The organism is uncultured Clostridium sp., assembly GCF_947072515.1.
In the GTDB taxonomy this organism is placed as follows: Bacteria; Bacillota; Clostridia; order Clostridiales; family Clostridiaceae; genus Clostridium.
Genome location: NZ_CAMTIG010000017.1, coordinates 47,898 through 70,043, shown reverse-complemented (window position 1 = coordinate 70,043; position 22,146 = coordinate 47,898). Strand labels below are relative to the sequence as shown.

Below are 22,146 nucleotides of genomic sequence, written 5' to 3'. Positions count from 1 at the left end.
TTGGTGCCGAAGACCGGAATCGAACCGGTACGGTGTTTAACCACCGCAGGATTTTAAGTCCTGTGCGTCTGCCAGTTCCGCCACTTCGGCTTGAATTTCTGTTTTGTCCCTGACGACAAGATTTATTATATATTATGTATTTCTTTATGTCAACGCTTTTTTGAATTTTTTTATCTTTTTTTATCTATTTAAGTTAAAAGCTCCTAATCATACCAATTAGGAGCTTTTTACTTATAGATTTATATAAATTTATTTTACACTTCTAGAAAATTAACAATTTTTCTTGCTATTTTTTCCTCTGAATTCTTGATGTTTTTTAACATCAACCATTCTTTCTTCACTATCTTTTAGGAATTTAGAAATTTTGTCTTCAAAATTTCCTGTTGGTTTTTTCTTTTCTCCAACACTCCAGTCTAAATCCATAGGTTTAACTGATTTTTTTGGTTTTGGTGTTCCTTGCTTTATCGAAAGACTTATTTTCCCACTTTCTTCTATAGAGATAACTTTAACTTTTACCTTATCTCCTTCTTTTAAATGTTCTTTAATGTCTTTTACAAAAGAATCCGCAACTTCTGAAATATGGACTAACCCAGTTTTACCGCCTTCGATTTCAACGAAAGCTCCGAAATTTGTGATGTTTACCACTTTACCTTCTAATATGTTTCCTGCCGCTAAGCTCATCTTTAAAAGATTCCTCCTTAATTTTAAATAAATATATAAATAATATGCTATTAATTAATAATAACCTAATTCTTTGAATTTGAGTCACCTTTTTTGTCTTTTATTATTTCTTCACCTGGTTTAACCATGTCAAGTCTTTCTCGAGCTAAGGTCTCAATATATTCATCTGTATCTGCAATTTTTATTTTTTCTTCAAGTACTTTGTTTTGTTTTTTTATTTCTTGAAGTTCCTTTTGTTTTGATACAACATCTTTTTGTATTTCTTTCAAAACAAATCCTTGCTTTATAAAATTAAAAGCAAAAAAAACTATTACTATCAAAAATACTAATCTTTTACCCTTTATTCCCTTTTTCATGTAATATAGTACCCCATTTTAAAATTCTCATATTTCCATTTTAAACATTAAAATGGGTTTATTCAAGCCTTTTTTTACATAATTATTCTTTATGATTAGTTTTTGAATAAATTAATCTAATAGGATACGAAACTCTCTTACATAATATCCTCATCCCTTTAGATAGTCCATTTAAAATAAGACATTCCATTTTATAAATGAATTTACTTAATAATTTCAAATATATTATTAATCCTGATCCAATAAATAAATATACATACGGTCCCATAAATGCAAAATTATTATATAGTAAAAATACAAATATTGTTATTGCACTTAAAATCCAAAATAGTACATCCTCAATAACTTCTATAACTTTATTGACATCCTTCCCTCTAATTATCCTATAGACATCAAAGAGCATTCCTAACAGCCCCCCAGCCACAATGCTATAAAAAACTATATTTATCTGTGCCTGGGTAGTTAATGGCATTACTGTACCTTCTTTCTGCGAATAAAGTTAATTAACTTTTTCCTAGGTGCTTTGTTTTTTTTATTCCCATATATTAAGCTTATAACATATCCCTCTATAACTACATCTCCATTTTGAACATCTAGCTTATTCATTTTTAAGTTCTGTCCCTTTATGTTTAATTTACCTAATACCGTATTTAATATTATTTTTTCATCATTAAAGCTTAAGACTTCATTTACACCAGTCAATGATATTTTTTTTCTATTTTCTAATCCTATACTGCTTTGAAAGACATTTGTTTTCATTGTCTTATTCATAATATTCTCTCCCTTTCGAGTTATTCTCTTTATGAATATATGACAAATTATTTTACTATATTCTTTTTTTATAGATTTTGTCTTTCTAAATCATAGGCATTTAAAATTATTTACCGATTAATTTATTTTTATTCTATTATTTTGTACATTTCTTTTGCATCTTCTTTTCTTACATGCTCTGTAATATTGATTATTTCTGCTTTTAAGCTTCTATTTGCAAAAGCAATTTCTATAATATCGCCCTCGTTAACAGTAGTTGAAGATTTTGCAAGCTTCCCATTGATAGTTACTCTTTCACCTTCACAAGCTTCTTTTGCTACTGTTCTTCTTTTTATTATTCTTGAAACTTTTAAATATTTATCTAATCTCATATCTATTCCTCCTTTTTTGTATCAAAAAAACCCGAGTTACCTCGGGCTTTAAATTTTAAGTATTATATTAAAAATAATTACTTATTTACTTTTTCTTTAAACTCTTTACCAGCTTTAAATACTGGAACAGTTGATGCAGCGATCTTGATAGTTTCTTTAGTTCTTGGGTTTCTTCCTTCTCTAGCTGCTCTTTCTCTAGTTTCGAAAGTTCCGAATCCAACTAATTGAACTCTATCACCATTTTCTAATGCTTCTTCAACGCTTTCTATGAATGCTTTTAATGCTAATTCAGCATCTTTTTTAGTTAATTTAGACTTTTCAGCCATGCTAGTGATTAATTCTGCTTTATTCACAATTACATCCTCCTTAAATGACAAATTGTTATAGTATCTCAAGTATTGAAAATACTATACACTCATATTATTATATTATTACTTTTTAAACTAGTCTACACCGATTGAATAAATTATTCAATACTTTTGCAAAAAAATTAAGTAATATTACTAATTTTGTAGTATAGTTTCAATAAAGTATTATATTCTCCATAAGATTTTATTATCCTTTTATTTAAAGCTATTTTCTAATTTTTTTGCTTCATTCCATAGTTCATCCAGTTCTTGTAGTGTCATAGTCTGCATATTTTTATTTTTTTCAATGCAAAGATTCTCAATATGACTAAATCTTTTAATAAACTTAGCAGATGCTAAATTTAATGCTTCTTCCTCATCTATATTTAAAAATCTACTTACATTAACACATGCAAAAAATAAATCTCCTACTTCTTCTTTTATTCTATCCACTTCTCCGCTTTTATATACATCTAGCACTTCTTTTAATTCTTCTGAAACTTTTTTTGCTGCTTCCTCAACACTATCTTCTTTCCAATCAAATCCCGCTTTAGCAATTTTCTTTTGAATTTTATCTGCTCTTATAAGTGCTGGTAGTGCATTTGCTACAGCTAATGCCTCTTCCGTTGTTGTTTCAAATCCTTTTTCTTCTTTCTTTAATTCATCCCAATTTTCTACTACTTCTTCTGAATTTTCTACACTTTCACCCTTAAAAACATGTGGATGTCTAAATATCATTTTATTGCATATTGAATCTACAATATCATTCAACTCAAAATAGCATTCCTCTTTACCTATAGCTGCATGGAATATTACATGTAATAATACATCTCCTAGTTCTTCTATCAATGCATTATCATCTTCTTTATCTATAGCATCTGCTACTTCATAGCTTTCTTCAATTATTGCATTTCTAAGACTTTTATGAGTTTGTTCTGCATCCCATGGGCATCCATCTTCGCTTCTTAACACATCAACTATTTGAATTAAATCATAAATATCTTTTTTATTGTTTATATCTCTAGGTATATAAATAGACGTTAAATAATCTATATCCTCTTGCATATCTAACTCGTAAAGAGGTATTTTTCTTATACTTTCAACATCTTTTACACCTGCTGCTCTTACGTATATTATTTCTGTTTCGTCATTATAGCATTCTAATAATTTTAACTTTACTTCTGATGCTATAAAAGGATTATATACTTGTGTTATTATAGTTCCAATTCTTTTATCTAGTATTTGATCTTGTATATCAAAGGCATCTATCACCTTTAACCCTTCTATAGGATCAATTTCTAATCTATCCATCATTGCATCTATAAAACTAACTGCTGGTAATATCTCATATTGTATATTATTTTCTACACAAAGTTTCATAATATTAGCTACTGATTTTTCTGCAACTAGTGGATGTCCTGGAACTGCATACACAAAATCTTTATTTAAATTTTCTTTTTGCTTTCCTATTAAATCTAATGCAATATTCATATATACATCATCAAAACTATCATATTTATTATAATACTCATCATAAGTTTCAAATCTTATATTTTTTTCTTTTATAAAGTCTACTGTTGGGTGTATTTCTGTTCTAAAAAATATATTTTCACTAGTTTCTAAAAGCATTAAAGCTCCTACAGTTAAAGCCTCTTTAGCTCCTGGTCCTAATCCAATTATTTTAATCATAGAGTTTCTCCTTCTATCGTTTAAATTTAGGAATTCTATCCATTATATCCTCAACTTTAAATACTTTCATTAGCATAATTAAAGTTATATATATTATAATACCTAAAAATATTGATATTAAGCAAGATATACTACTATTTCCTAAAATTAAAAATAAAAATTTATATGACCCAAATACAACTCCACCCATAACAATCGCCGCATAAAGTGGTTTAAAAAAATTATTATGAATGCTTATTTTTATTTTTAAAACTTTCCTAAGTATTATTAAATCTATTATGGCCATTATAAAGTATGCTGTAACAGTTGCAATAATTGAGCCATAAATATTAAATTTTGGATTTGGCACCAAGTTCAAAGTTAATAAAACCTTAACTAAACATCCACCTGCCAAAATCAATATTGGAGTTAAATATTTTCCTACCCCCTGCAAAATTGAATTAATAGTTTGAGAAATTATAAGAAATGGCAATGATATTGAAATATATCTTAAAATTTCTACACCTTCAAATTTCCCTCTAAAAATCAATTTCATTATAGGCTCTGCCAATATAAATATTCCCACCATACATGGTATAGATACAACACTAGATATTTTCAGGGCCATTTCTACTCTATTATTAACTTCTCTTTCTCTTCTTAAAACATAATTTTCTGCAATAATTGGAACTAATGATGCACATAAAGCTACCGATAAAGTCATTGGAATATTTACTATAACCATGGCTTTTCCTGTTAATTGCGCATATAAAATAGTTGCCTCTTGCCCTGTAAATCCTGCTTCTATAAGCTTCTGTGGAATAAGTATCGAATCTATCAAACTCATTACAGTTCCTACCATCATTGCAAGCGAAATAGGCATCGCTATTCTCAATATTTTATCTGTAATACCATGGTTTGTCCTAATTTTTTTAATACGAAATTCTTTCTTTACTTTTCTATATTTTATATAGAGATAACATCCTGCAAGTAATCCTCCTGCTGTAGCTCCTATGGCTGCTCCTCCTGCTGCATATTCAATTCCCATTGGCAATAAAAACACAGCTACCCCTACTCCAAATACAATTCTCCCTACCTGTTCTAAAACCTGTGATACTGCCGATGGAGTCATATTTTGAAGCCCTTGAAAAAAGCCTCTAAAAATGGTCATTGTTGAAATTACAAGTGGTGCAAATGAAATTGCAATTAATGAATAATAAGACTTCATATCCCACTTTAAAAGTGTGATTATTGGCTTTGCAAATATAAATAATATACTAGTTGTAGCAATACCCATCAGCAGCATTATATAACCTGCTGATTTAACAACTTTGAAACTTTCCTCAACATCTCCAATAGCATTATTTTCAGATACTATTTTTGATATAGCGACTGGAACTCCAGATGCCATGGCAACAAAAAACATCAGTAATGGGTATGTCATCTGATAAAATCCCATTCCTTCGTCTCCAATTAACATTATCAATGGCCATCTAAAAAACAGCCCTAAAAACTTCGCTATTATTCCTGCAATTCCCAAAATTATACTTCCTTTTATTAAGGATTGCTTCTTCATAAAATACCTCCAAACTTTTACTTTCCTATTATTTTTATTTAAAGTTTAGAGGTATTATTACTATTTTTTAATTATGTATTATTATTCCATTTGTTTTCCAAGGAATGAAGCTGCTGCTTCTGATAATTTTGATTCAACATCTGTTAATTTGTTTTCTGTTTTTGATGCAATAATTACCGCCCCTATAGCATCACCTTCTGCTATAATTGGTGCTATAATTTGTGCTTTCATTTCTTTTCCTGTTTCATCATTATGTAATGGAATTAATTTATCACCTGTTAAATTAACAACTTTTCTACCTTCCATAACATCTTCTAATTCAGCACTAATCTTTCTATCAACATATTCTTTTTTTGTAGTTCCTGCTGATGAAATAAATGCATCCTTATCAGCAATAAGTACTATATGCCCCACTGCTTGTTGAATACTTTCTGCATATTCTTTGGAAAAATCTGTTAGTTCTCCAATAGGTGAGTATTTTTTTAATATTACACCACCCTCTCTGTCAGTAAAAATCTCTAACGGATCTCCTTCTCTTATTCTTAATGTTCTTCTAATTTCTTTTGGGATAACTACTCTTCCCAAATCATCAATTCTTCTAACTATTCCTGTTGCTTTCATAATTTATCCTAAACCTCCTTAACCTTTTGGTTAAAAATTATTGTTTATTTTTACATTCTTATTATTTGACTAGATAGAAATTTTATACCCATATAACCATTATTTATATTTTATTTTTACAATTTTATTTATTTTTTTGTATATTTAGTATATACAATTTAAAAACTTAGCATATTTCCCAAATTTTATGAATATAAATTAATATCTATTCAACAAAATAAAAAGCTACTATGCTATTTTTTAGCTAGTAGCTTTTTTATCTATTCTTATCTTTTAATTAAAATAAGATAGGCAATTATGCCTATCTTATTTTCTAACCTGTTATTTTATTATCATAAATTTTAACGTCTAAATCTTTTTTCCATTGTGTTAAATCACTTTGGAATTTAGCATCTTCTTGTTGTTCTGTTAATTGTTGAGTTACAGTCTTTTCAGCATCTTTAAATGGTTGATATGCTAATTTAACATTTTCAACTTTTATTATATGCCATCCATATTGACTTTGAACTGGTTGTGAAATTTGTCCGTTTTGAGTTAAAGTTCTCATTCCATCCATAAATTGTGGCACTAATTGAGTTGAATCATATGCAACCCATCCAAGGCTTCCACCTTTATCTTTTGATCCTGGATCTTCACTGTACTCTTTAGCTAAAGCAGCAAAATCTTTTCCATTATCTTTTTTAAGTTGTGTTTCAATATTATCAGCTTCTTCTTTAGTTTTTACTAAAATATGTGAAACATCTGCTCCTGAATCTTTAGTTGTATATAACATCTTATGTTCATTATAGTATTGCTCTGCTTGTTCTGGAGTAACTTTAATATCTTTACTTATATTTTTTAACACAGCATCTATAATTACTTCATTTGATATTTGTTGTTTAAATTGATCTAATGTAATATTCTCTTGTTTTAATGCATTATTAAAAGCGTCTTGACTTCCAAATGCTTTTTCAGTTTCTGAAACTTTTTCATCTATTTGTTTTTGTAAATCTTGATCAGAAACTAAGTTCATTTTCTCTCCTTCTTGAACAACTACTTGTTGATTTACCATACTATTTAATTGTTGCTTTTCTAATGTCACTATTTGTTGTTTAACTTGTGCATTTTCCATATAATTTGCTCCATATGATTGTTTTGCTTGAGCAAGATATGGTGCCATTGCTTGATCTAAGTCCCCTCTAGTGATTTTATAATCTCCAACTTTTGCCATAACTTCTTTTTGCACCGCTTCTGGTGTTTTTTGTATCATTTTACAACCAACGATAGCTACACTTACTAAAGCTACTAATCCGATTGCAACTAAACCTTTTACTTTACCCACTTTCTTACCTCACTTTATTTATTATTTTCATAATGTTCATTTTTTAAGTATATCAATATTATATACCTAATTCAATTCTATAAGTTTTACATATTTATTATTTTTATAACATTATCAAGCATTTCTTTAAAAAATGCCAATATATCTTCCTTTTTAATACTTCCTTGTTTAAATATAATTTCTGGTTTTTCGCCAAATTTAAATATAAACTTACTTTTATAATTTTTAATTATAACCTTAAATACATTTATATAATCTTTATCATTCTCAACAAATTTAAATAAAATTTCTTTTGGAGTCTCTTTTATTTCTTCAATACCTAATAATTTAGCCTTACTTTTTATATATGCAATATCCATTAAATTATAAACACTTTCAGGAATATCTGAATATCTATCCTCTAATTCATCTTTAATTTCCATATATTCTTCTAAGCTTTCAAGTGCTGCAATCTTTTTATAAACTTCAATCTTTAAGTTTTCATCCTCAATATATCCTGTTGGTATAAATGCATCAACTTTTATATCAACTGTAGTTTCTACTGGCTCTTTAGTTATTTCACCTTTTATAAGCTTAATAGTATCTTCAAGCATTCTACAGTACAAATCATATCCTATAGTTGCCATATGCCCATGTTGAGAAGATCCCATCATATTCCCAGCACCTCTAATTTCTAAATCTCTCATCGCAATTTTAAATCCCGATCCAAGCTCTGTAAAATCTTTTAATGCTTTTAATCTCTTCTCTGCAACTTCAGTTAAAACTTTATCTTTTGTATATAAAAGATATGCATAAGCAATTTTATTACTTCTTCCAACTCTTCCTCTTAATTGGTAAAGTTGAGAAAGGCCCATTTTATCAGCATCCCAAACAATTATTGTATTAACATTTGGCATATCAATGCCTGTTTCTATAATAGTAGTACACACTAAAACATCAAACTCACGATCCATAAATGTTATCATTTCATTTTCAAGCTGTCTTTCAGTCATTCTCCCATGAGCAAAGCTTACTCTTGCTTCCGGAACTAATCCTTTCACATAAGCAGCTATTTTTTCAATATTTTCAACTCTATTATATACAAAGAAAACCTGCCCACCTCTATTCATTTCTCTTATAATAGCATCTCTAACCAATTGATCATTTTGTTCAATTACATAAGTTTGAATAGGATATCTTTCTTCTGGGGGTGTTTCTATAACAGAAATATCTCTAGCCCCAGTAAGTGACATATGAAGTGTTCTTGGAATTGGTGTAGCACTAAGAGTTAATACATCCACATTTTTCTTTAATGACTTTATCTTTTCCTTTTGCTTTACTCCAAATCTTTGCTCTTCATCTATAATTAGAAGTCCTAAATCTTTAAATTGAACATCTTTAGCAACTAACTTATGTGTTCCTATAAGAATATCTAAATTCCCTTCTTTAGCAGCTTGTAATGTAGCTTTTTGTTGCTTTGCTGTTCTAAATCTACTAATCATATCTATTTTTATAGGGAAATCTGAGAATCTTTTAATTAAATTTTTATAATGCTGCTCTGCAAGTATTGTAGTTGGTACAAGAAAAGCTACTTGCTTATTATCCATTATAGCCTTAAATGCAGCTCTTATGGCAACCTCCGTCTTTCCATAACCAACATCTCCACATAAAAGTCTATCCATAACTTTAACAGACTCCATATCATCTTTAATTTCTGATAAAGATGTAAGTTGGTCTGGCGTTTCTTCATGTGGAAATTCATCTTCAAATTGTCTTTGCCATTCTGTATCTTTATTATATTTATATCCCTTTACAGTAGATCTTTCAGCATATAATTTCACTAAATCTTTTGCAATCTCATTAATAGATGTTTTTGCTTTTAACTTAGCTTTTTGCCACTCAATACCACCTAATTTATTTACCTTCGGAACTTTTCCTTCTCCACCAATATACTTTTGGATTAAATCTAATTGATCTACTGGAATATATAGTTTATCACCCTTTTGATAAACTATATCAAGATAATCTCTCTTTATTCCTCCAACATCCATTTGTTTAATGCCTTTATAGACACCAACCCCATGATTTACATGAACAACATAATCTCCAATCTTCAAGTCGGTAAATGATGTTATTTTTGAAACACCTTTTTTATTCTTTGTCTTTTTCTTTAATTTTCTTTTTGCTTCTCCAAATACTTCTTTATCTGAAATTACACATAACTTTTGTTTTGGATATTCAAATCCACTTAAAAGATTACCAAAAGTTATAACTACTTCTCCATCATGAATTTCATCAACTTCATCTTTATAAACACTTTCAATATCCCTATCTCTTAAAACATTAACTAATCTTTCTCCTCTAGTTCTAGTTCCTGAAAGTATCAATGTTTTATATCCTTGTGCTTTTTTATTTTGAATTTCCTCTATTAATAAATCTAGCTGCCCTTGATAATTATTTAAAGTAATTTGACTAAAAGAAACTATTGAATAAGGTTTTAAAAAATCTCTTCCTTTAGTAAATACATCTAAAGTTGTTATTTCACTTCTTTCAAGTTTCTCAATAACTTTTTCTTCATCTAATAAAAGTTTTGCATGAGTTGGTAGTATATTCCCTTTCTCTAGAAACATAGTAAAGTTTTCTCTAAACTCTAAATAAGTCGTATCTAGCTTTCCTCTACATCTTTCAGTATCATCTAATACTATTCTATATCCTTTTATATAATCAAAAAAACTTTCCATTTTTTCATATAAAAATGGAATGTATGAATCTATAGTCTCAAAACTTAATGTATTTTGTAAATTTTCTAAATTACTATTAATCGTAGATGATAATTTTGACTTCAAATCTAGATCTTTTAAATTTCTAACTGAAACTGAAAGTTCTTCTTTTATTTTTTCACTCGCTCTCTTTACTACTTCTTCATCAACTATAACTTCTTTCGCCGGAAAAATTTCTAAAGATTTTACTTTATCAATACTTCTTTGTGATTCTACATTAAATCTTCTTATAGAATCTATTTCATCACCAAAAAGTTCTATTCTATAAGGATACTCTTCACCTATTGGGAATACATCTAATATTCCTCCTCTTAAAGCAAATTCCCCTTTTCCTTCTACCATTTCTACTCTTTCATATCCACTTTGAACTAAAAGCTTACTAACTTCTTTGAAGTTTGTTTCTTTCGATACTCTAAGCTTTATCTGATGATTTTTATAGTATTCTCTTGGTGTATAATTCGCTGCAAAGGCCTCGATAGATGTTACTATTATTTTTTTCTTTTTATCTAACATCTGTTTGATTATTTTAAGTCTAGCCCATCTTAAATCACCTGAAATAGCATCTATATTATAAAAAACTACCTCTCTAACAGGAAAATAATATACATCTAGATTATAAAAACTTAAATCTTCATATAAATTTTTTGCTTCCATATCACTATGTGCAACAACAACTAAAGGCTTATCATCTTCTTCATAGATGCTATTTATAAAATAACTTCTACCCGAATCTGATAAACCATATACAGCTTGAGGATATTTTTTATTTATTATATTGCCTTTTACTTCATCAAATTCCTTACTAGTTATCAAAGGTTCCATTAACCCTTTTAATCTCATTTATATTCTCACCTCTAAACTATTTCTTTTGGTTTAAATCCATTAAACTTATTCATAGCCTCTTTAGTACTATCTTTTATTACTACTTCCGACGCCTTAGCTACTGCATTTAAACTATCATTTAATACTTCTCTTTCAACTTTTGAAAAGTTACCTAAAACGTGTCTTATTAAATCATCTTTAGGTTGTCCTACCCCTATTTTAATTCTGGAAAATTCCTCTGTTCCTAAATGACTTATAATGCTTTTTATTCCATTATGTCCTCCAGCACTACCTTTTTCTCTTATTCTTAATTTCCCAACATCAAGACTTACATCATCATATATAACAAGCACATCTTCATGCGATAATTTATAAAAATCTATAACTTCTCTAACACACTCTCCACTTAAGTTCATAAAAGTTGTTGGCTTTATTAATAGCGTCTTTTCCCCACCTATAAAACCTTCTCCATATTCACCTTTAAATTTTTTCCTATCTATACTAATATTATACATCTCTGCAATTTTATCTATTGCATCAAAGCCTATATTATGTCTAGTATTATTATATTTTTCTCCTATATTACCTAATCCTACTATCAAAAACATATTGTTTCTCCTTGCAATTTTATTTTTAGTATTTTTCCTATTCTCTAGTAATTATACCCTAATTTAAATTACTCTATAATCTTATACTAAATTTTAACAATAATAAAGGGACTTTAAAAAAAAGTCCCTTTTACTTTAATTGTATATTTATTTCTTTTGATTTACCATCTCTTAAAATATCTAACGATACTGTCTGCCCTTGACTAAATTCTTTACAGCTTGAATAAAAATCATCTAATGTGCTTATAGGTTTTCCATTAATCGATACAATTATATCTGTTACTTTCAAACCTGCTTCACTAGCCGGACTATTTGGTTTCACATTCGATATATAAAAACCACCATTATTATCTAGTATAGCCCCTTGTATTCCTAATACATTAGATTTCTCTAGTATTTTTTCTACACTATTTAAAACAGCATCATTTCCAACTGCAAAATATAAATCTTGAATATTATATTTTTTAGTTAAATAAGAGCTACTAAACCCTATCATTTGTCCTGCTGAATTACATAAAATCCCACCAAAATTTTGATTGTTTAGTACTGCATTAGTTTGTATTACATTTTCTTTTTCACTACCTGCTGATATAGTGAAATTTGTTGATGTTACTATACCTGATGTAATTGTTCCAATATAACTAGAATTATCTGCATTCCCTATTGCAACAACTGTTACTCCCGGTTTCAACTCTAGATTGCTTGATATTTGTATAGGCGTTAAATTTTTACTGTTTATTTTAAGGACTGCTATTCCTGTGTTTTCATCAAATCCCAGAAGAGTAGCTTTTTGGGCTTTAACTCCTTTCGCAGGCAATTTAACATATATTTCTTTCATATTTTTTACTAAATCATAATTAGTAATTATTAAACCATCTTTGCTAATTATAGCTCCAGTTGTATTTTGCTGATTTATCTCTATTCGCTCTAAATCATTAGGCGATGGCCCAATAGTAACTAGAGACGGTCCAACATCTTTAATAATATTATCTATAACAGAATTACTTTGAGCTGAATTAATTGCAGTTCCAACTACATTATTTAACTTATTAGTTATATATTTAGTTGTTATAATTCCTGTTATTATAGCTGTTATTATTATTATTATAAATATATATAAATTGTTCCTCGTGAATAACGGAGTTTTATTTTTTATATTTATTTGTCCTTGCTTTTTTTCAGTCTTTTTTCCCATTTTTTACCACCATACATTACACTTTCTTTAATGTAAACGTAAATACAACGCCTTTGTCTTTGAAGTTTTCAACCCAAATATCTTCACCATGTTCAGTTAGTATAAGTCTAACTATTGGTAGACCTAACCCTGTACTTACTTTATTTGTTCTTGATATATCTGCTTTATAGAATCTATCCCAAATTTTAACTAATTGTTCTTGAGTAAGTGTTGGTCCTTCGTTATAAATACTAACGTATAACTTATCACCTTTTGATTTTGTATCTATCTTAATATGACCATTCTCATTACCATATTTTATAGCATTATCAATCAAGTTAGTTAACACTTGAATTATCTTATCATTGTCAGCGTAAACATATTGATGTGCCATTTCTAATGTTACATCCATGTCTACTCCTGCATCTTTTATCTTACCTTCAAATTTAGCTACACATAATTTTATTAAACTATTAATATCTAATTCTTGAATTGTAAGTTTTACTTTTCCAGCTTCCATACTTGATATATCCAACAAATCATTAATCAATCTAGATAATCTTTCTGTTTCATCATAAACTATTTTTAAATAGTATCCTTCTTTATCTCTTGGAATAACTCCATCTAAAATTCCTGAAATGAATCCCTTTATAGATGTTATTGGTGATCTTAATTCATGTGATACATTTGAAATAAACGCTCTCCGATTTTCGTCTACAGTTTTTAAGGATTCTGCCATAACATTAAATGAATTGGCTAATTCTCCAATTTCATCATTTCTTTCCATGTCAATTTTTTCATTAACTTCCCCACGAGCTAGTCTTCTAACCGCATTGTTAATCTTATCTAAAGGTTCAATCAACCTTCTTTTTCCATAGAAATAAACTATTATCGCACCTATTATTACTCCTATTATAGCTGTAGCCCAAATTGTTTCAATAGCTTTTATTAATGATGCATTAATACTATTCAACGGAGTTATCATTACTATTATCCCACTAAAGTAATTCCCTTTAAAAACAGGTTTCAAATATACATACTCATTTCCATTATTACCGGCTATATTATTATAAACGATAGATTTTCCAGATTTTAAAATATCCATTTCTTTTTGTGGTATATCTAAATTAGAAAATTTATAATCTTCATGAGTTATGCTTGATACAGCATATGTATATCCTATTTGGTCTGTTATTAGTATATCTGCATTTATAGATTTACTAACAAAATCCATTACATTTTTAAGAGTTGATAAGTGGGCATGAGTATCAGCAGCTAAATACGTTATTGCAGCATTTTCTATAATTGCACTTTGGCTATTAAATTGTTCCTTTTTTTGGTTGAAATAATAACCTTTAAACCATATAGATAAAGTACCTGCGACTAGTATGCTTATAGCGGCTAAAATTAAGGTAAATGTTATGATCAGCTTATATACTAAGCTATTTTTCTTCATAATTATTTCACCTCGAATTTATAACCTACCCCCCAAACAGTCTCTATTTGCCATGTATCTCCTGAATGAAGTTTTTCTCTTAATCTCTTTACATGAACGTCAACTGTTCTTGAATCTCCTGGGTAATCATATCCCCATACTTCACATAATAATTGTTCTCTAGTAAATACTCTATTTTTATTGCACGCTAAGTAATATAATAGTTCGAATTCCTTAGGTGGCATTTTTATTTCACTATTTTTATAAATTACTCTATATGAATTAGCATCAATTGTTAAATCATTATATTGAATAACTTCTTTATTAGTATTGTCTGCTGTATATCTTCTCATAACAGCTTTAACTCTTGCTAATAATTCCTTTGGTTCAAAAGGTTTTACTATGTAATCATCTGCTCCTAACTCTAAAGCTAAAACTTTATCAAAAGTATCACCTTTAGCAGTTAACATTATTACAGGAGTTGTTCCTTCTTTTCTTATCCATTTTAAAACATCTATTCCATCTATGCTTGGTATCATAACATCTAAAAGTACGATATCTGGTTTATATTCTAAGAATATTTCCTCAGCTTCCTTACCATTATTTGCAACTTTAGTGTCATACCCTGCGCTTTTTACATACATATTAATAACTTCGCAGATATTTTCATCATCATCTACGATTAGGACTTTTCCTAATACACCTTCCATAATTGGCACCTCCATCTATTTTTGTTAACATCATAATAATATTAAATTATTATTGTAAACTATCAATTATAAATTTATCACTTTTTGACTTTTATTAATATAGTCTTCTCTAATAAGTTACAAATTATTAACCTATCTCCAAATTTTTTTCTTATTTTTCAATCTAAACTAAAAATATATATATAAAAGTCATTACTTCTTTGTAATGACTTTTATTTATTTAATTTATACCTCAAATAATTTACTTAAAGGTTTATCATCATATATTCTTTTTATTGCTTCTGCAAAAAGTCCTGCTACAGATAAAGATTTAAACTTTTCTTTATCTATATCTTCTGGCAATTTAATAGTGTTAAGCATAACTAACTCTTCAATTGCTGAACTTTGAATCCTCTCAAAAGCTGGACCTGATAAAACTCCATGAGTACAGCATGCATAAACATTTTGTGCTCCTAAATCTTTTAAGGCATTTGCTGCATTTGTTATAGTTCCTGCTGTATCTATCATATCATCTAAAAGAATACATTTTTTCCCTTTTACATCACCAATGATATTCATTATTTCAGAAACATTTGCTTTTGGTCTTCTTTTATCTATTATAGCTATCGGTGCATGTAATTTGTCTGCAAACTTTCTAGCTCTTGTAACACTTCCTAAGTCTGGCGAAACTACAACTACATCTTCATCTTCATCTAATCCTTTATCAATAAAATATTGTGCTAGAATAGGTGAACCTACTAAGTGGTCTACAGGAATATTAAAATATCCTTGAATTTGTGAAGCATGTAAATCCATAGTTAAAACACGATTTGCTCCTGCTGTCGTTAAAAGATCTGCTACAAGCTTTGCTGTAATAGGATCTCTTGACTTTGCTTTTCTGTCTTGCCTTGCATACCCATAATAAGGAATAACTGCAGTTATTCTTCCTGCCGATGCTCTTTTAAATGCATCAATCATTATTAATAATTCCATCAAATTATTATTAACTGGTGAAGATGTTGATTGCACTATAAATACATCTGAGCCTCTAACCGTTTCATTTATATCTACTGATATTTCTCCATCACTAAAAGTTCCTACTTTTGATAATCCTATATCTAAGTTTAATAAATCCGCAATTTCTTTTGCTAATTCTGGATGAGAGTTCCCTGTAAATATTTTTATGTTATTTCCATGTGTTACCATTTATGAAGACCTCCTAACATTTAGCTTATTTTATTTTTTTAACCCTTTTTTTTCAACCCAACCTGGAATATTTCTTTGTTTTGCTCTAGCTACTGCTAAATCCCCTTCTGAAACTTCATTAGTTATAGTTGAACCTGCTGCAATATAAGTATTATCTCCAACTTTTACTGGTGAAACTAAATTTGTATTACATCCTATAAAGCTATGATTTCCAATTATAGTTTTATTTTTAGTTTTTCCATCATAGTTAACAACTACTGTTCCACAACCAAAATTACACTCTTCACCAACTTCAGCATCTCCAATGTAAGTTAAATGAGCTACTTTAGTTCCATTTCCAATGCTAGCTTTTTTGATTTCTACGAAATCTCCAATTTTAACATCATTTCCAATATTACTTTCTGGTCTGATGTAAGCAAATGGACCTACGTTTGTATTCTCTCCAACTTTACTCTCTAATATAACAGATGATTCTATACTTGCACCATTCTCTATTAAACTATCTTTGATTCTTGAATTTTGAAGTATTGTACATCTTTCTCCAATTTTAGTATTTCCTTCTAAAATAACATTTGGATATATTATTGTATCTTTTCCTATAATTACATCTGCTCCAATATAAGCTGATCTTGGATCTATTAATGTTACACCATTATCTAAATGGATTCTATTTATTCTACTTCTTAAAATTTCTTCCGCTTCTGCTAATTGTGCTCTTGAGTTAACTCCTATAGTATCCTCATAATCAGTAACTACTGCACCTACTCTTTTACCAGTAGCTTTAATTATTTCAATAGCATCTGTTAAATAGTACTCTCCTTGAACATTATCATTTGATATTTTATCTAACGCATCTAATAACGCTTCTATATCAAAACAATACATTGCTGCATTCATTTCATTTACTTTTAGTTCTTCTTCATTACAATCTTTATGTTCAACAATTTTTAAAACATCATTGTTCTCATCTCTAATAATTCTTCCATATCCTGTTGGATCTTCTACTAATGCACTTAATAAAGTTGCTGCATTTCCATTTCCTTCATGATACTCTATTAATTCTCTTATAGTGGCTTCTTTTGTTAATGGAGCATCTCCAGCAAATATTAATACAGTTCCTTTCTTTCCTTCTAAAAAGTTTACTGCACACTTAGCTGCATGCCCTGTTCCTAATTGCTCTTCTTGTACTGAGTATGAAACACTTCTTGAGTTTGTTTCATTTTTAACTAGTTCTGCGCCTTTTCCAATGATTACATTGACATCCTCTATACTAGCCTTTCTCATATTATCTATAACATGATTAACCATTTCTTTTCCACAAACTTTGTGTAAAACCTTTGGCATGTCAGATTTTATTCTTGTTCCTTGTCCTGCCGCTAGTATTAACGCACATCTATACATTTTACCACCTCTATTAAATATTATTTTCCGAATTGAAATATCTAACTACTTCTATATCTCTATAATTATATTTCATCAATGTCCCTATTTCAACCTTACTATATCTTAATTTAGCATTAATAAATAAGGTATTTTATTTTAATATAAAAGAACTCGCTTTTATACGAGTTCTTACTACAAATTTCAACGTTTTTCTAAAGCTTTATATCTCTTATAATTTATTGAAACATTTGTGATGGTCTTATATCTGATATTATTGATTCTTCTACTGAATGAAGTTCTACTATTGAGATATATTCATCCACTAATTTTTTATTAGTTTCTTTGCTATCTACTAAAACTCCAATTCCTATAAGCTCACTATCAAATTCTTTTAAAAGATCTTTTATTCCAAGTGCAGTTCCTCCACCCTTCATAAAATCATCTATAAACACACATCTTGAATTACTTTTCATAGCTTTTTTAGAAAGAGACATCTGCTGTAATCTCTTACTTGTTCCTGATACATAATTTATAGTCATAGTTGGTCCTTCTGTAACTAAACTATCTCTTCTCGCTATTACTAGTTGAATTCCTAAATTTCTAGCAACTTCATATGCTAAAGGAATTCCCTTTGTTTCAACCGTTATAATATAATCAACTTCTTTATCATCAAACCATGCTGAAATTATTGTTCCTGCTCTACTTATTATTTCAGGATTATACATAAGATCTGTCATATAAATTCTATTTCCCGGAATAACTCTATCCTCATCTTTTAGTATTTCACATAAATTCTGTGCAAATTCTTTTGCCATAGCTGTTCCTATTATAGGAATATATTTTATTCCACCTGACGCTCCTGCAATAGTTTCGACTTTTCCCATCTCTAATTTATTTAATATTTCTCTAACAATAACTATATCTTCACTTATTGTAGATTTTGCTGCATTTAATAACTCCGAAAATCTATTTAATCCTATAATTTTATTTGGGTTTTCTGTTAATATCTTAGTAATAGCTACAACTCTGCTATTTCTACTTAATTTCTCCATAAAAAAATCACCTTCATTTTTATATTTATACGAATTATTCTTCACATTTTACCGTTTAATATTCATATTTTATTCTATATTCTTTTTTTTATCAAGGTTTTAATATATTATTTATATTAAATTCCTTTATTTTTCCCATTCTTTTATAAACTAATCCGTGGAATTTCTATAAATAAAGGAAATTTTTTTAAATAATCTTATTTTTGTTGTGTTCAATTTTAAAAAAATGTATATAATTATAAATGAATTAATAAGGAGAGGTGATTTTATGTCATTTGATTTTATAAAAGATAAACAAAAGAAAATTCACTTTATTGGAATTGGTGGTATAAGCATGAGCGGACTTGCTGCTGTGCTTTTAAATAATGGATTTAAAGTTTCTGGTTCAGATTCAAAAGAATCTAAAATTACAGAAAGTCTTAAGGAAAAAGGAGCCGAAATTTATATCGGTCATAAAAGAGAAAATATTCAAAATGTTGATTTAGTTGTATATACTGCAGCTATTCCAAGTGATAACCCTGAAATTTTAGAAGCTAAAGAAAAAAATATTCATTTAATGGATAGAGCTGAATTCTTAGGATTAATAATGAAAGGTCATAAATACAATGTAGCAGTTGCTGGAACTCACGGAAAAACTACATGTACTTCTATGATAACTAATGTATCTTTAAAGGCTGAACTTGATCCTACTATATTAGTTGGTGGAGAAGTTGATGTAATTGGAGGAAACTATAGAATAGGTAGTAGCGAATATTTCGTTACTGAAGCTTGTGAATACAAAGAATCATTCTTAAAGTTTTATCCTTATGTTGGAATAATTTTAAATATTGATGCAGATCATTTAGATTACTATAGAGATTTAGATCATATTGTTCAAACATTCAAGAAATTTTCAACTTTAATTCCTGAAGATGGTTATCTAATTGGATATAATGGTGATAAAAATGTAAGAACTATTCTTTCTGAAGCTAAATGTAATACTTTAAGCTATGGTTTAGAAGATGCAGATGTAACTGCTAAAAATGTAGTATTTAACAATAAAGGTTGTGCTACTTTTACAGTTAATAAAAATGGGCAAGATCTTTTTGAAGTAAGCCTTAATATGCCTGGAACTCACAACGTTCTAAATGCACTTTCAACAATCTGTGTTGGATTAATTTTCAATTTATCATATGATAAAATCTCTGAAGGTCTACATGAATGTGTTGGAGCTCACAAGAGATTTGAATATAAGGGTGACAAAGATGGTATAACAATTATTGATGATTATGCACATCATCCTGTTGAAATCCAAGCAACTCTTAATACTGCAAAAAAAATACCTCACGGTAAAACTTATGTTGTATTCCAACCACATACTTATACAAGAACTAAAACTCTTTTTGATGAGTTTACTACTGCATTTAAAGGAGCAGATGAACTAATCCTAATGGATATTTACGCTGCTAGAGAAAAAGATACTGGACTTGTAAACTCAACTGAACTTGGAGATGCTATAAGAAATACAGGATTAAAATGTACTAATGTACACTCTCACGATGAAGCTGTTAACTACTTAAAATCAATTGCTAAAACTGGCGATATGATATTAACAGTTGGTGCTGGTGATGTAGTTATCGTTGGTGAAAAATTCTTATCTCTTTAAAATAAAAGAAATAACATATTTCAAAATATTTCAAAAGCTGTTTGAAAATTCTTATTCAAACAGCTTTTTCTTTATTTATTTTCTAAAAATGCCCACTTTTTAATATTTTATTCATCTTTTTTCTACATTTTATTAATTTTTTTATTATTTTTATTTAATTTTATTCAAATTTAGTTTATAATTTAAACATAAAGTTAACTTTTGAAACATTTTATATAAATTGTACTTGTTTTAGACATGCTATTATCATCATTTAGTTCTTCACTTATATAAAAGGTTTCATTTCATAAAAAAATATATATAAAAGGAGAAATCAAATGAACAGATTTATTGGTCTGCTTGGTGTTGCTGCAATTATAGGTATTGCCGTTCTATTCTCAGAAAATAGGAAGAAAATTAACTGGCGTCTTGTTGGTACAGGAATCGGTCTTCAAGTAATTTTTGCTATTTTCATACTTAAAGTTCCTGCTGGAGAAAAGTTTTTCTCATTTATTAGTCAGGGAATAACTAAAATTCTTGATTTTACTGCTGAAGGATCTACCTTCTTATTTGGACCTTTAATGGATACAAATACTATCGGTTCAATTTTCGCATTACAAGTATTACCTACAATCATTTTCTTCTCAGCTTTAATGGGGATTCTTTACTACTTAGGAATTATGCAATTTGTTGTTAAAATAATAGCTAAATTCTTCTGTAAGATTCTTGGTACTTCTGGAGCTGAAACTTTAAGTGCTGTTGGAAACATTTTCTTAGGACAAACTGAAGCACCACTTTTAGTTAAACCTTTTATAGGTGAAATGACACGTTCTGAGCTTATGGCAATAATGGTCGGTGGAATGTCAACGGTTGCAGGTGGAGTTATGGCTGGATATGTTGCAATGGGAGTTAATGCTGGTGATTTATTAGCTGCTAGTATTATGGCTGCTCCTGCTGGTTTAATCTTAGCTAAAATTTTAATTCCTGAAACTGAAGTTCCAAAAACTAAAGATGTTACAGATATTAAAATTGAAACTTCAGCTTCTAATGTTGTTGAAGCAGCTGCTAATGGTGCAAGTGAAGGATTAGGCCTAGCTTTAAATGTTGCTGCTATGCTTCTTGCATTCGTTGCTCTAATCGCTTTATTCAATTTTGTAATTTCTTCAATCGGTGGATTATTTGGAGCTCCATGGCTTAGCTTCCAATGGCTTTTAGGTAAATTATTCTCACCTCTTGCATTTGTAATGGGTGTACCTGCATCGGATGTTACTACAGCGGGTAGTTTACTTGGACAAAAAGTTATGCTTAATGAATTCGTAGCATATTCAGAGTTATCTAAAAACATTGCACATGCTGCTGGATATCAAATACTTCAACCAAAAACAATTCTTATAATGACTTACGCATTATGCGGATTTGCTAACATTAGTTCTGTAGCAATTCAAATAGGTGGTATCGGATCACTTGCTCCAGAGAAAAAAGGACTAGTTGCAAAATTAGGATTTAAAGCTCTATTAGGTGGAGCGCTAGCAACTTGTTTAACTGGAACAATTGCCGGAATCTTATTTGTAGTATAAATATTGATACAAAGACCTTTGGTTAATCCAAAGGTCTTTATTTTTATCCTTATAAAATTCTTTCATTTACAAATAATATATATTATTAAATCACAATGTCTTTTT

20 protein-coding genes and 1 tRNA gene are annotated in these 22,146 nt (G+C 28.8%); 2 read left to right on the top strand and 19 right to left on the bottom strand.

Annotation, left to right across the window (positions count from 1 at the left end; genetic code table 11):
* Position 1: 1 nt before the first annotated feature.
* The 19 genes from Q0W06_RS08485 to purR all read right to left on the bottom strand — a co-directional run bounded on the left by Q0W06_RS08485 (position 2) and on the right by purR (position 18,840).
* A tRNA-Leu gene (locus Q0W06_RS08485) sits at positions 2–90 on the bottom strand.
* A gap of 180 nt (positions 91–270) precedes the next feature.
* Positions 271–681, bottom strand: coding sequence for a S1 domain-containing RNA-binding protein (locus Q0W06_RS08480; protein WP_297633815.1), 411 nt, complete (start codon positions 679–681; stop codon positions 271–273).
* Between the two features lie 65 nt (positions 682–746).
* A complete protein-coding gene (locus Q0W06_RS08475) occupies positions 747–1,037 on the bottom strand; it encodes a septum formation initiator family protein (RefSeq protein ID WP_297633813.1) in 291 nt (96 codons plus the stop codon).
* Between the two features lie 82 nt (positions 1,038–1,119).
* The gene (gene yabQ, locus Q0W06_RS08470; protein ID WP_297633811.1) at positions 1,120–1,509 is read right to left on the bottom strand and encodes a spore cortex biosynthesis protein YabQ; all 390 of its coding nucleotides are present in this window, start codon (positions 1,507–1,509) and stop codon (positions 1,120–1,122) included.
* Entirely contained in the window at positions 1,509–1,808 is a 300-nt protein-coding gene (gene yabP / locus Q0W06_RS08465; protein WP_297633809.1) for a sporulation protein YabP, read from the bottom strand. The genes yabQ and yabP overlap by 1 nt, the downstream gene beginning before the upstream one ends.
* 128 nt (positions 1,809–1,936) lie before the next feature.
* Positions 1,937–2,179: an RNA-binding S4 domain-containing protein gene (locus Q0W06_RS08460; RefSeq protein ID WP_297633807.1), complete on the bottom strand. Its 243-nt coding sequence runs from the start codon at positions 2,177–2,179 to the stop codon at positions 1,937–1,939.
* A gap of 77 nt (positions 2,180–2,256) precedes the next feature.
* Positions 2,257–2,532 carry an HU family DNA-binding protein gene (locus tag Q0W06_RS08455; protein ID WP_297633805.1) on the bottom strand — a complete coding sequence of 92 codons (276 nt, stop codon included), beginning with the start codon at positions 2,530–2,532 and terminating at the stop codon, positions 2,257–2,259.
* A gap of 210 nt (positions 2,533–2,742) precedes the next feature.
* The gene (mazG, locus tag Q0W06_RS08450; RefSeq protein ID WP_297633803.1) at positions 2,743–4,215 is read right to left on the bottom strand and encodes a nucleoside triphosphate pyrophosphohydrolase; all 1,473 of its coding nucleotides are present in this window, start codon (positions 4,213–4,215) and stop codon (positions 2,743–2,745) included.
* 13 nt (positions 4,216–4,228) lie between these two features.
* Complete coding sequence (locus tag Q0W06_RS08445; RefSeq protein WP_297633801.1) at positions 4,229–5,770, bottom strand: polysaccharide biosynthesis protein; 1,542 nt, start codon at positions 5,768–5,770, stop codon at positions 4,229–4,231.
* Between the two features lie 81 nt (positions 5,771–5,851).
* Positions 5,852–6,391 (bottom strand): stage V sporulation protein T, encoded by a 540-nt coding sequence (gene spoVT, locus Q0W06_RS08440; protein WP_297633799.1) that lies wholly within the window; start codon positions 6,389–6,391, stop codon positions 5,852–5,854.
* A 313-nt stretch (positions 6,392–6,704) separates the two neighbouring features.
* Positions 6,705–7,712 (bottom strand): peptidylprolyl isomerase, encoded by a 1,008-nt coding sequence (locus tag Q0W06_RS08435; protein WP_297633797.1) that lies wholly within the window; start codon positions 7,710–7,712, stop codon positions 6,705–6,707.
* Between the two features lie 86 nt (positions 7,713–7,798).
* On the bottom strand, positions 7,799–11,311 hold the full coding sequence (gene mfd / locus Q0W06_RS08430) for a transcription-repair coupling factor (protein WP_297633795.1): 3,513 nt from the start codon (positions 11,309–11,311) through the stop codon (positions 7,799–7,801).
* A gap of 14 nt (positions 11,312–11,325) precedes the next feature.
* Complete coding sequence (gene pth / locus Q0W06_RS08425) at positions 11,326–11,901, bottom strand: aminoacyl-tRNA hydrolase (RefSeq protein WP_297633793.1); 576 nt, start codon at positions 11,899–11,901, stop codon at positions 11,326–11,328.
* Between the two features lie 130 nt (positions 11,902–12,031).
* Positions 12,032–13,096 carry a S1C family serine protease gene (locus Q0W06_RS08420; RefSeq protein WP_297633791.1) on the bottom strand — a complete coding sequence of 355 codons (1,065 nt, stop codon included), beginning with the start codon at positions 13,094–13,096 and terminating at the stop codon, positions 12,032–12,034.
* 16 nt (positions 13,097–13,112) lie between these two features.
* A complete protein-coding gene (locus tag Q0W06_RS08415; protein ID WP_297633789.1) occupies positions 13,113–14,531 on the bottom strand; it encodes a HAMP domain-containing sensor histidine kinase in 1,419 nt (472 codons plus the stop codon).
* Between the two features lie 2 nt (positions 14,532–14,533).
* Entirely contained in the window at positions 14,534–15,220 is a 687-nt protein-coding gene (locus Q0W06_RS08410) for a response regulator transcription factor (protein ID WP_297633786.1), read from the bottom strand.
* Positions 15,221–15,445: 225 nt separating this feature from the next.
* Positions 15,446–16,405 carry a ribose-phosphate diphosphokinase gene (locus Q0W06_RS08405; protein WP_297633784.1) on the bottom strand — a complete coding sequence of 320 codons (960 nt, stop codon included), beginning with the start codon at positions 16,403–16,405 and terminating at the stop codon, positions 15,446–15,448.
* 30 nt (positions 16,406–16,435) lie between these two features.
* On the bottom strand, positions 16,436–17,806 hold the full coding sequence (glmU, locus tag Q0W06_RS08400) for a bifunctional UDP-N-acetylglucosamine diphosphorylase/glucosamine-1-phosphate N-acetyltransferase GlmU (protein ID WP_297633782.1): 1,371 nt from the start codon (positions 17,804–17,806) through the stop codon (positions 16,436–16,438).
* A 218-nt stretch (positions 17,807–18,024) separates the two neighbouring features.
* Complete coding sequence (gene purR, locus Q0W06_RS08395) at positions 18,025–18,840, bottom strand: pur operon repressor (RefSeq protein WP_297633780.1); 816 nt, start codon at positions 18,838–18,840, stop codon at positions 18,025–18,027.
* A 268-nt stretch (positions 18,841–19,108) separates the two neighbouring features.
* Between purR and murC the strand changes: the two genes are divergently transcribed.
* Positions 19,109–20,485 carry a UDP-N-acetylmuramate--L-alanine ligase gene (gene murC, locus Q0W06_RS08390; RefSeq protein ID WP_297633778.1) on the top strand — a complete coding sequence of 459 codons (1,377 nt, stop codon included), beginning with the start codon at positions 19,109–19,111 and terminating at the stop codon, positions 20,483–20,485.
* 317 nt (positions 20,486–20,802) lie between these two features.
* A complete protein-coding gene (locus tag Q0W06_RS08385; RefSeq protein WP_297633776.1) occupies positions 20,803–22,041 on the top strand; it encodes a NupC/NupG family nucleoside CNT transporter in 1,239 nt (412 codons plus the stop codon).
* Positions 22,042–22,146 lie beyond the last annotated feature (105 nt).

Bases quoted from the DNA above. Each gene is read 5' to 3' on its own strand.
- Q0W06_RS08420 (WP_297633791.1), bottom strand. From the start codon at position 13,096: ATGGGAAAAAAGACTGAAAAAAAGCAAGGACAAATAAATATAAAAAAT.
- spoVT (WP_297633799.1), bottom strand. From the start codon at position 6,391: ATGAAAGCAACAGGAATAGTTAGAAGAATTGATGATTTGGGAAGAGTA.
- glmU (WP_297633782.1), bottom strand. From the start codon at position 17,806: ATGTATAGATGTGCGTTAATACTAGCGGCAGGACAAGGAACAAGAATA.
- murC (WP_297633778.1), top strand. From the start codon at position 19,109: ATGTCATTTGATTTTATAAAAGATAAACAAAAGAAAATTCACTTTATT.
- Q0W06_RS08480 (WP_297633815.1), bottom strand. From the start codon at position 681: ATGAGCTTAGCGGCAGGAAACATATTAGAAGGTAAAGTGGTAAACATC.
- yabQ (WP_297633811.1), bottom strand. From the start codon at position 1,509: ATGCCATTAACTACCCAGGCACAGATAAATATAGTTTTTTATAGCATT.
- Q0W06_RS08415 (WP_297633789.1), bottom strand. From the start codon at position 14,531: ATGAAGAAAAATAGCTTAGTATATAAGCTGATCATAACATTTACCTTA.
- mazG (WP_297633803.1), bottom strand. From the start codon at position 4,215: ATGATTAAAATAATTGGATTAGGACCAGGAGCTAAAGAGGCTTTAACT.
- Q0W06_RS08385 (WP_297633776.1), top strand. From the start codon at position 20,803: ATGAACAGATTTATTGGTCTGCTTGGTGTTGCTGCAATTATAGGTATT.
- mfd (WP_297633795.1), bottom strand. From the start codon at position 11,311: ATGAGATTAAAAGGGTTAATGGAACCTTTGATAACTAGTAAGGAATTT.
- Q0W06_RS08410 (WP_297633786.1), bottom strand. From the start codon at position 15,220: ATGGAAGGTGTATTAGGAAAAGTCCTAATCGTAGATGATGATGAAAAT.
- Q0W06_RS08405 (WP_297633784.1), bottom strand. From the start codon at position 16,405: ATGGTAACACATGGAAATAACATAAAAATATTTACAGGGAACTCTCAT.
- Q0W06_RS08475 (WP_297633813.1), bottom strand. From the start codon at position 1,037: ATGAAAAAGGGAATAAAGGGTAAAAGATTAGTATTTTTGATAGTAATA.
- pth (WP_297633793.1), bottom strand. From the start codon at position 11,901: ATGTTTTTGATAGTAGGATTAGGTAATATAGGAGAAAAATATAATAAT.
- purR (WP_297633780.1), bottom strand. From the start codon at position 18,840: ATGGAGAAATTAAGTAGAAATAGCAGAGTTGTAGCTATTACTAAGATA.
- Q0W06_RS08460 (WP_297633807.1), bottom strand. From the start codon at position 2,179: ATGAGATTAGATAAATATTTAAAAGTTTCAAGAATAATAAAAAGAAGA.
- yabP (WP_297633809.1), bottom strand. From the start codon at position 1,808: ATGAATAAGACAATGAAAACAAATGTCTTTCAAAGCAGTATAGGATTA.
- Q0W06_RS08445 (WP_297633801.1), bottom strand. From the start codon at position 5,770: ATGAAGAAGCAATCCTTAATAAAAGGAAGTATAATTTTGGGAATTGCA.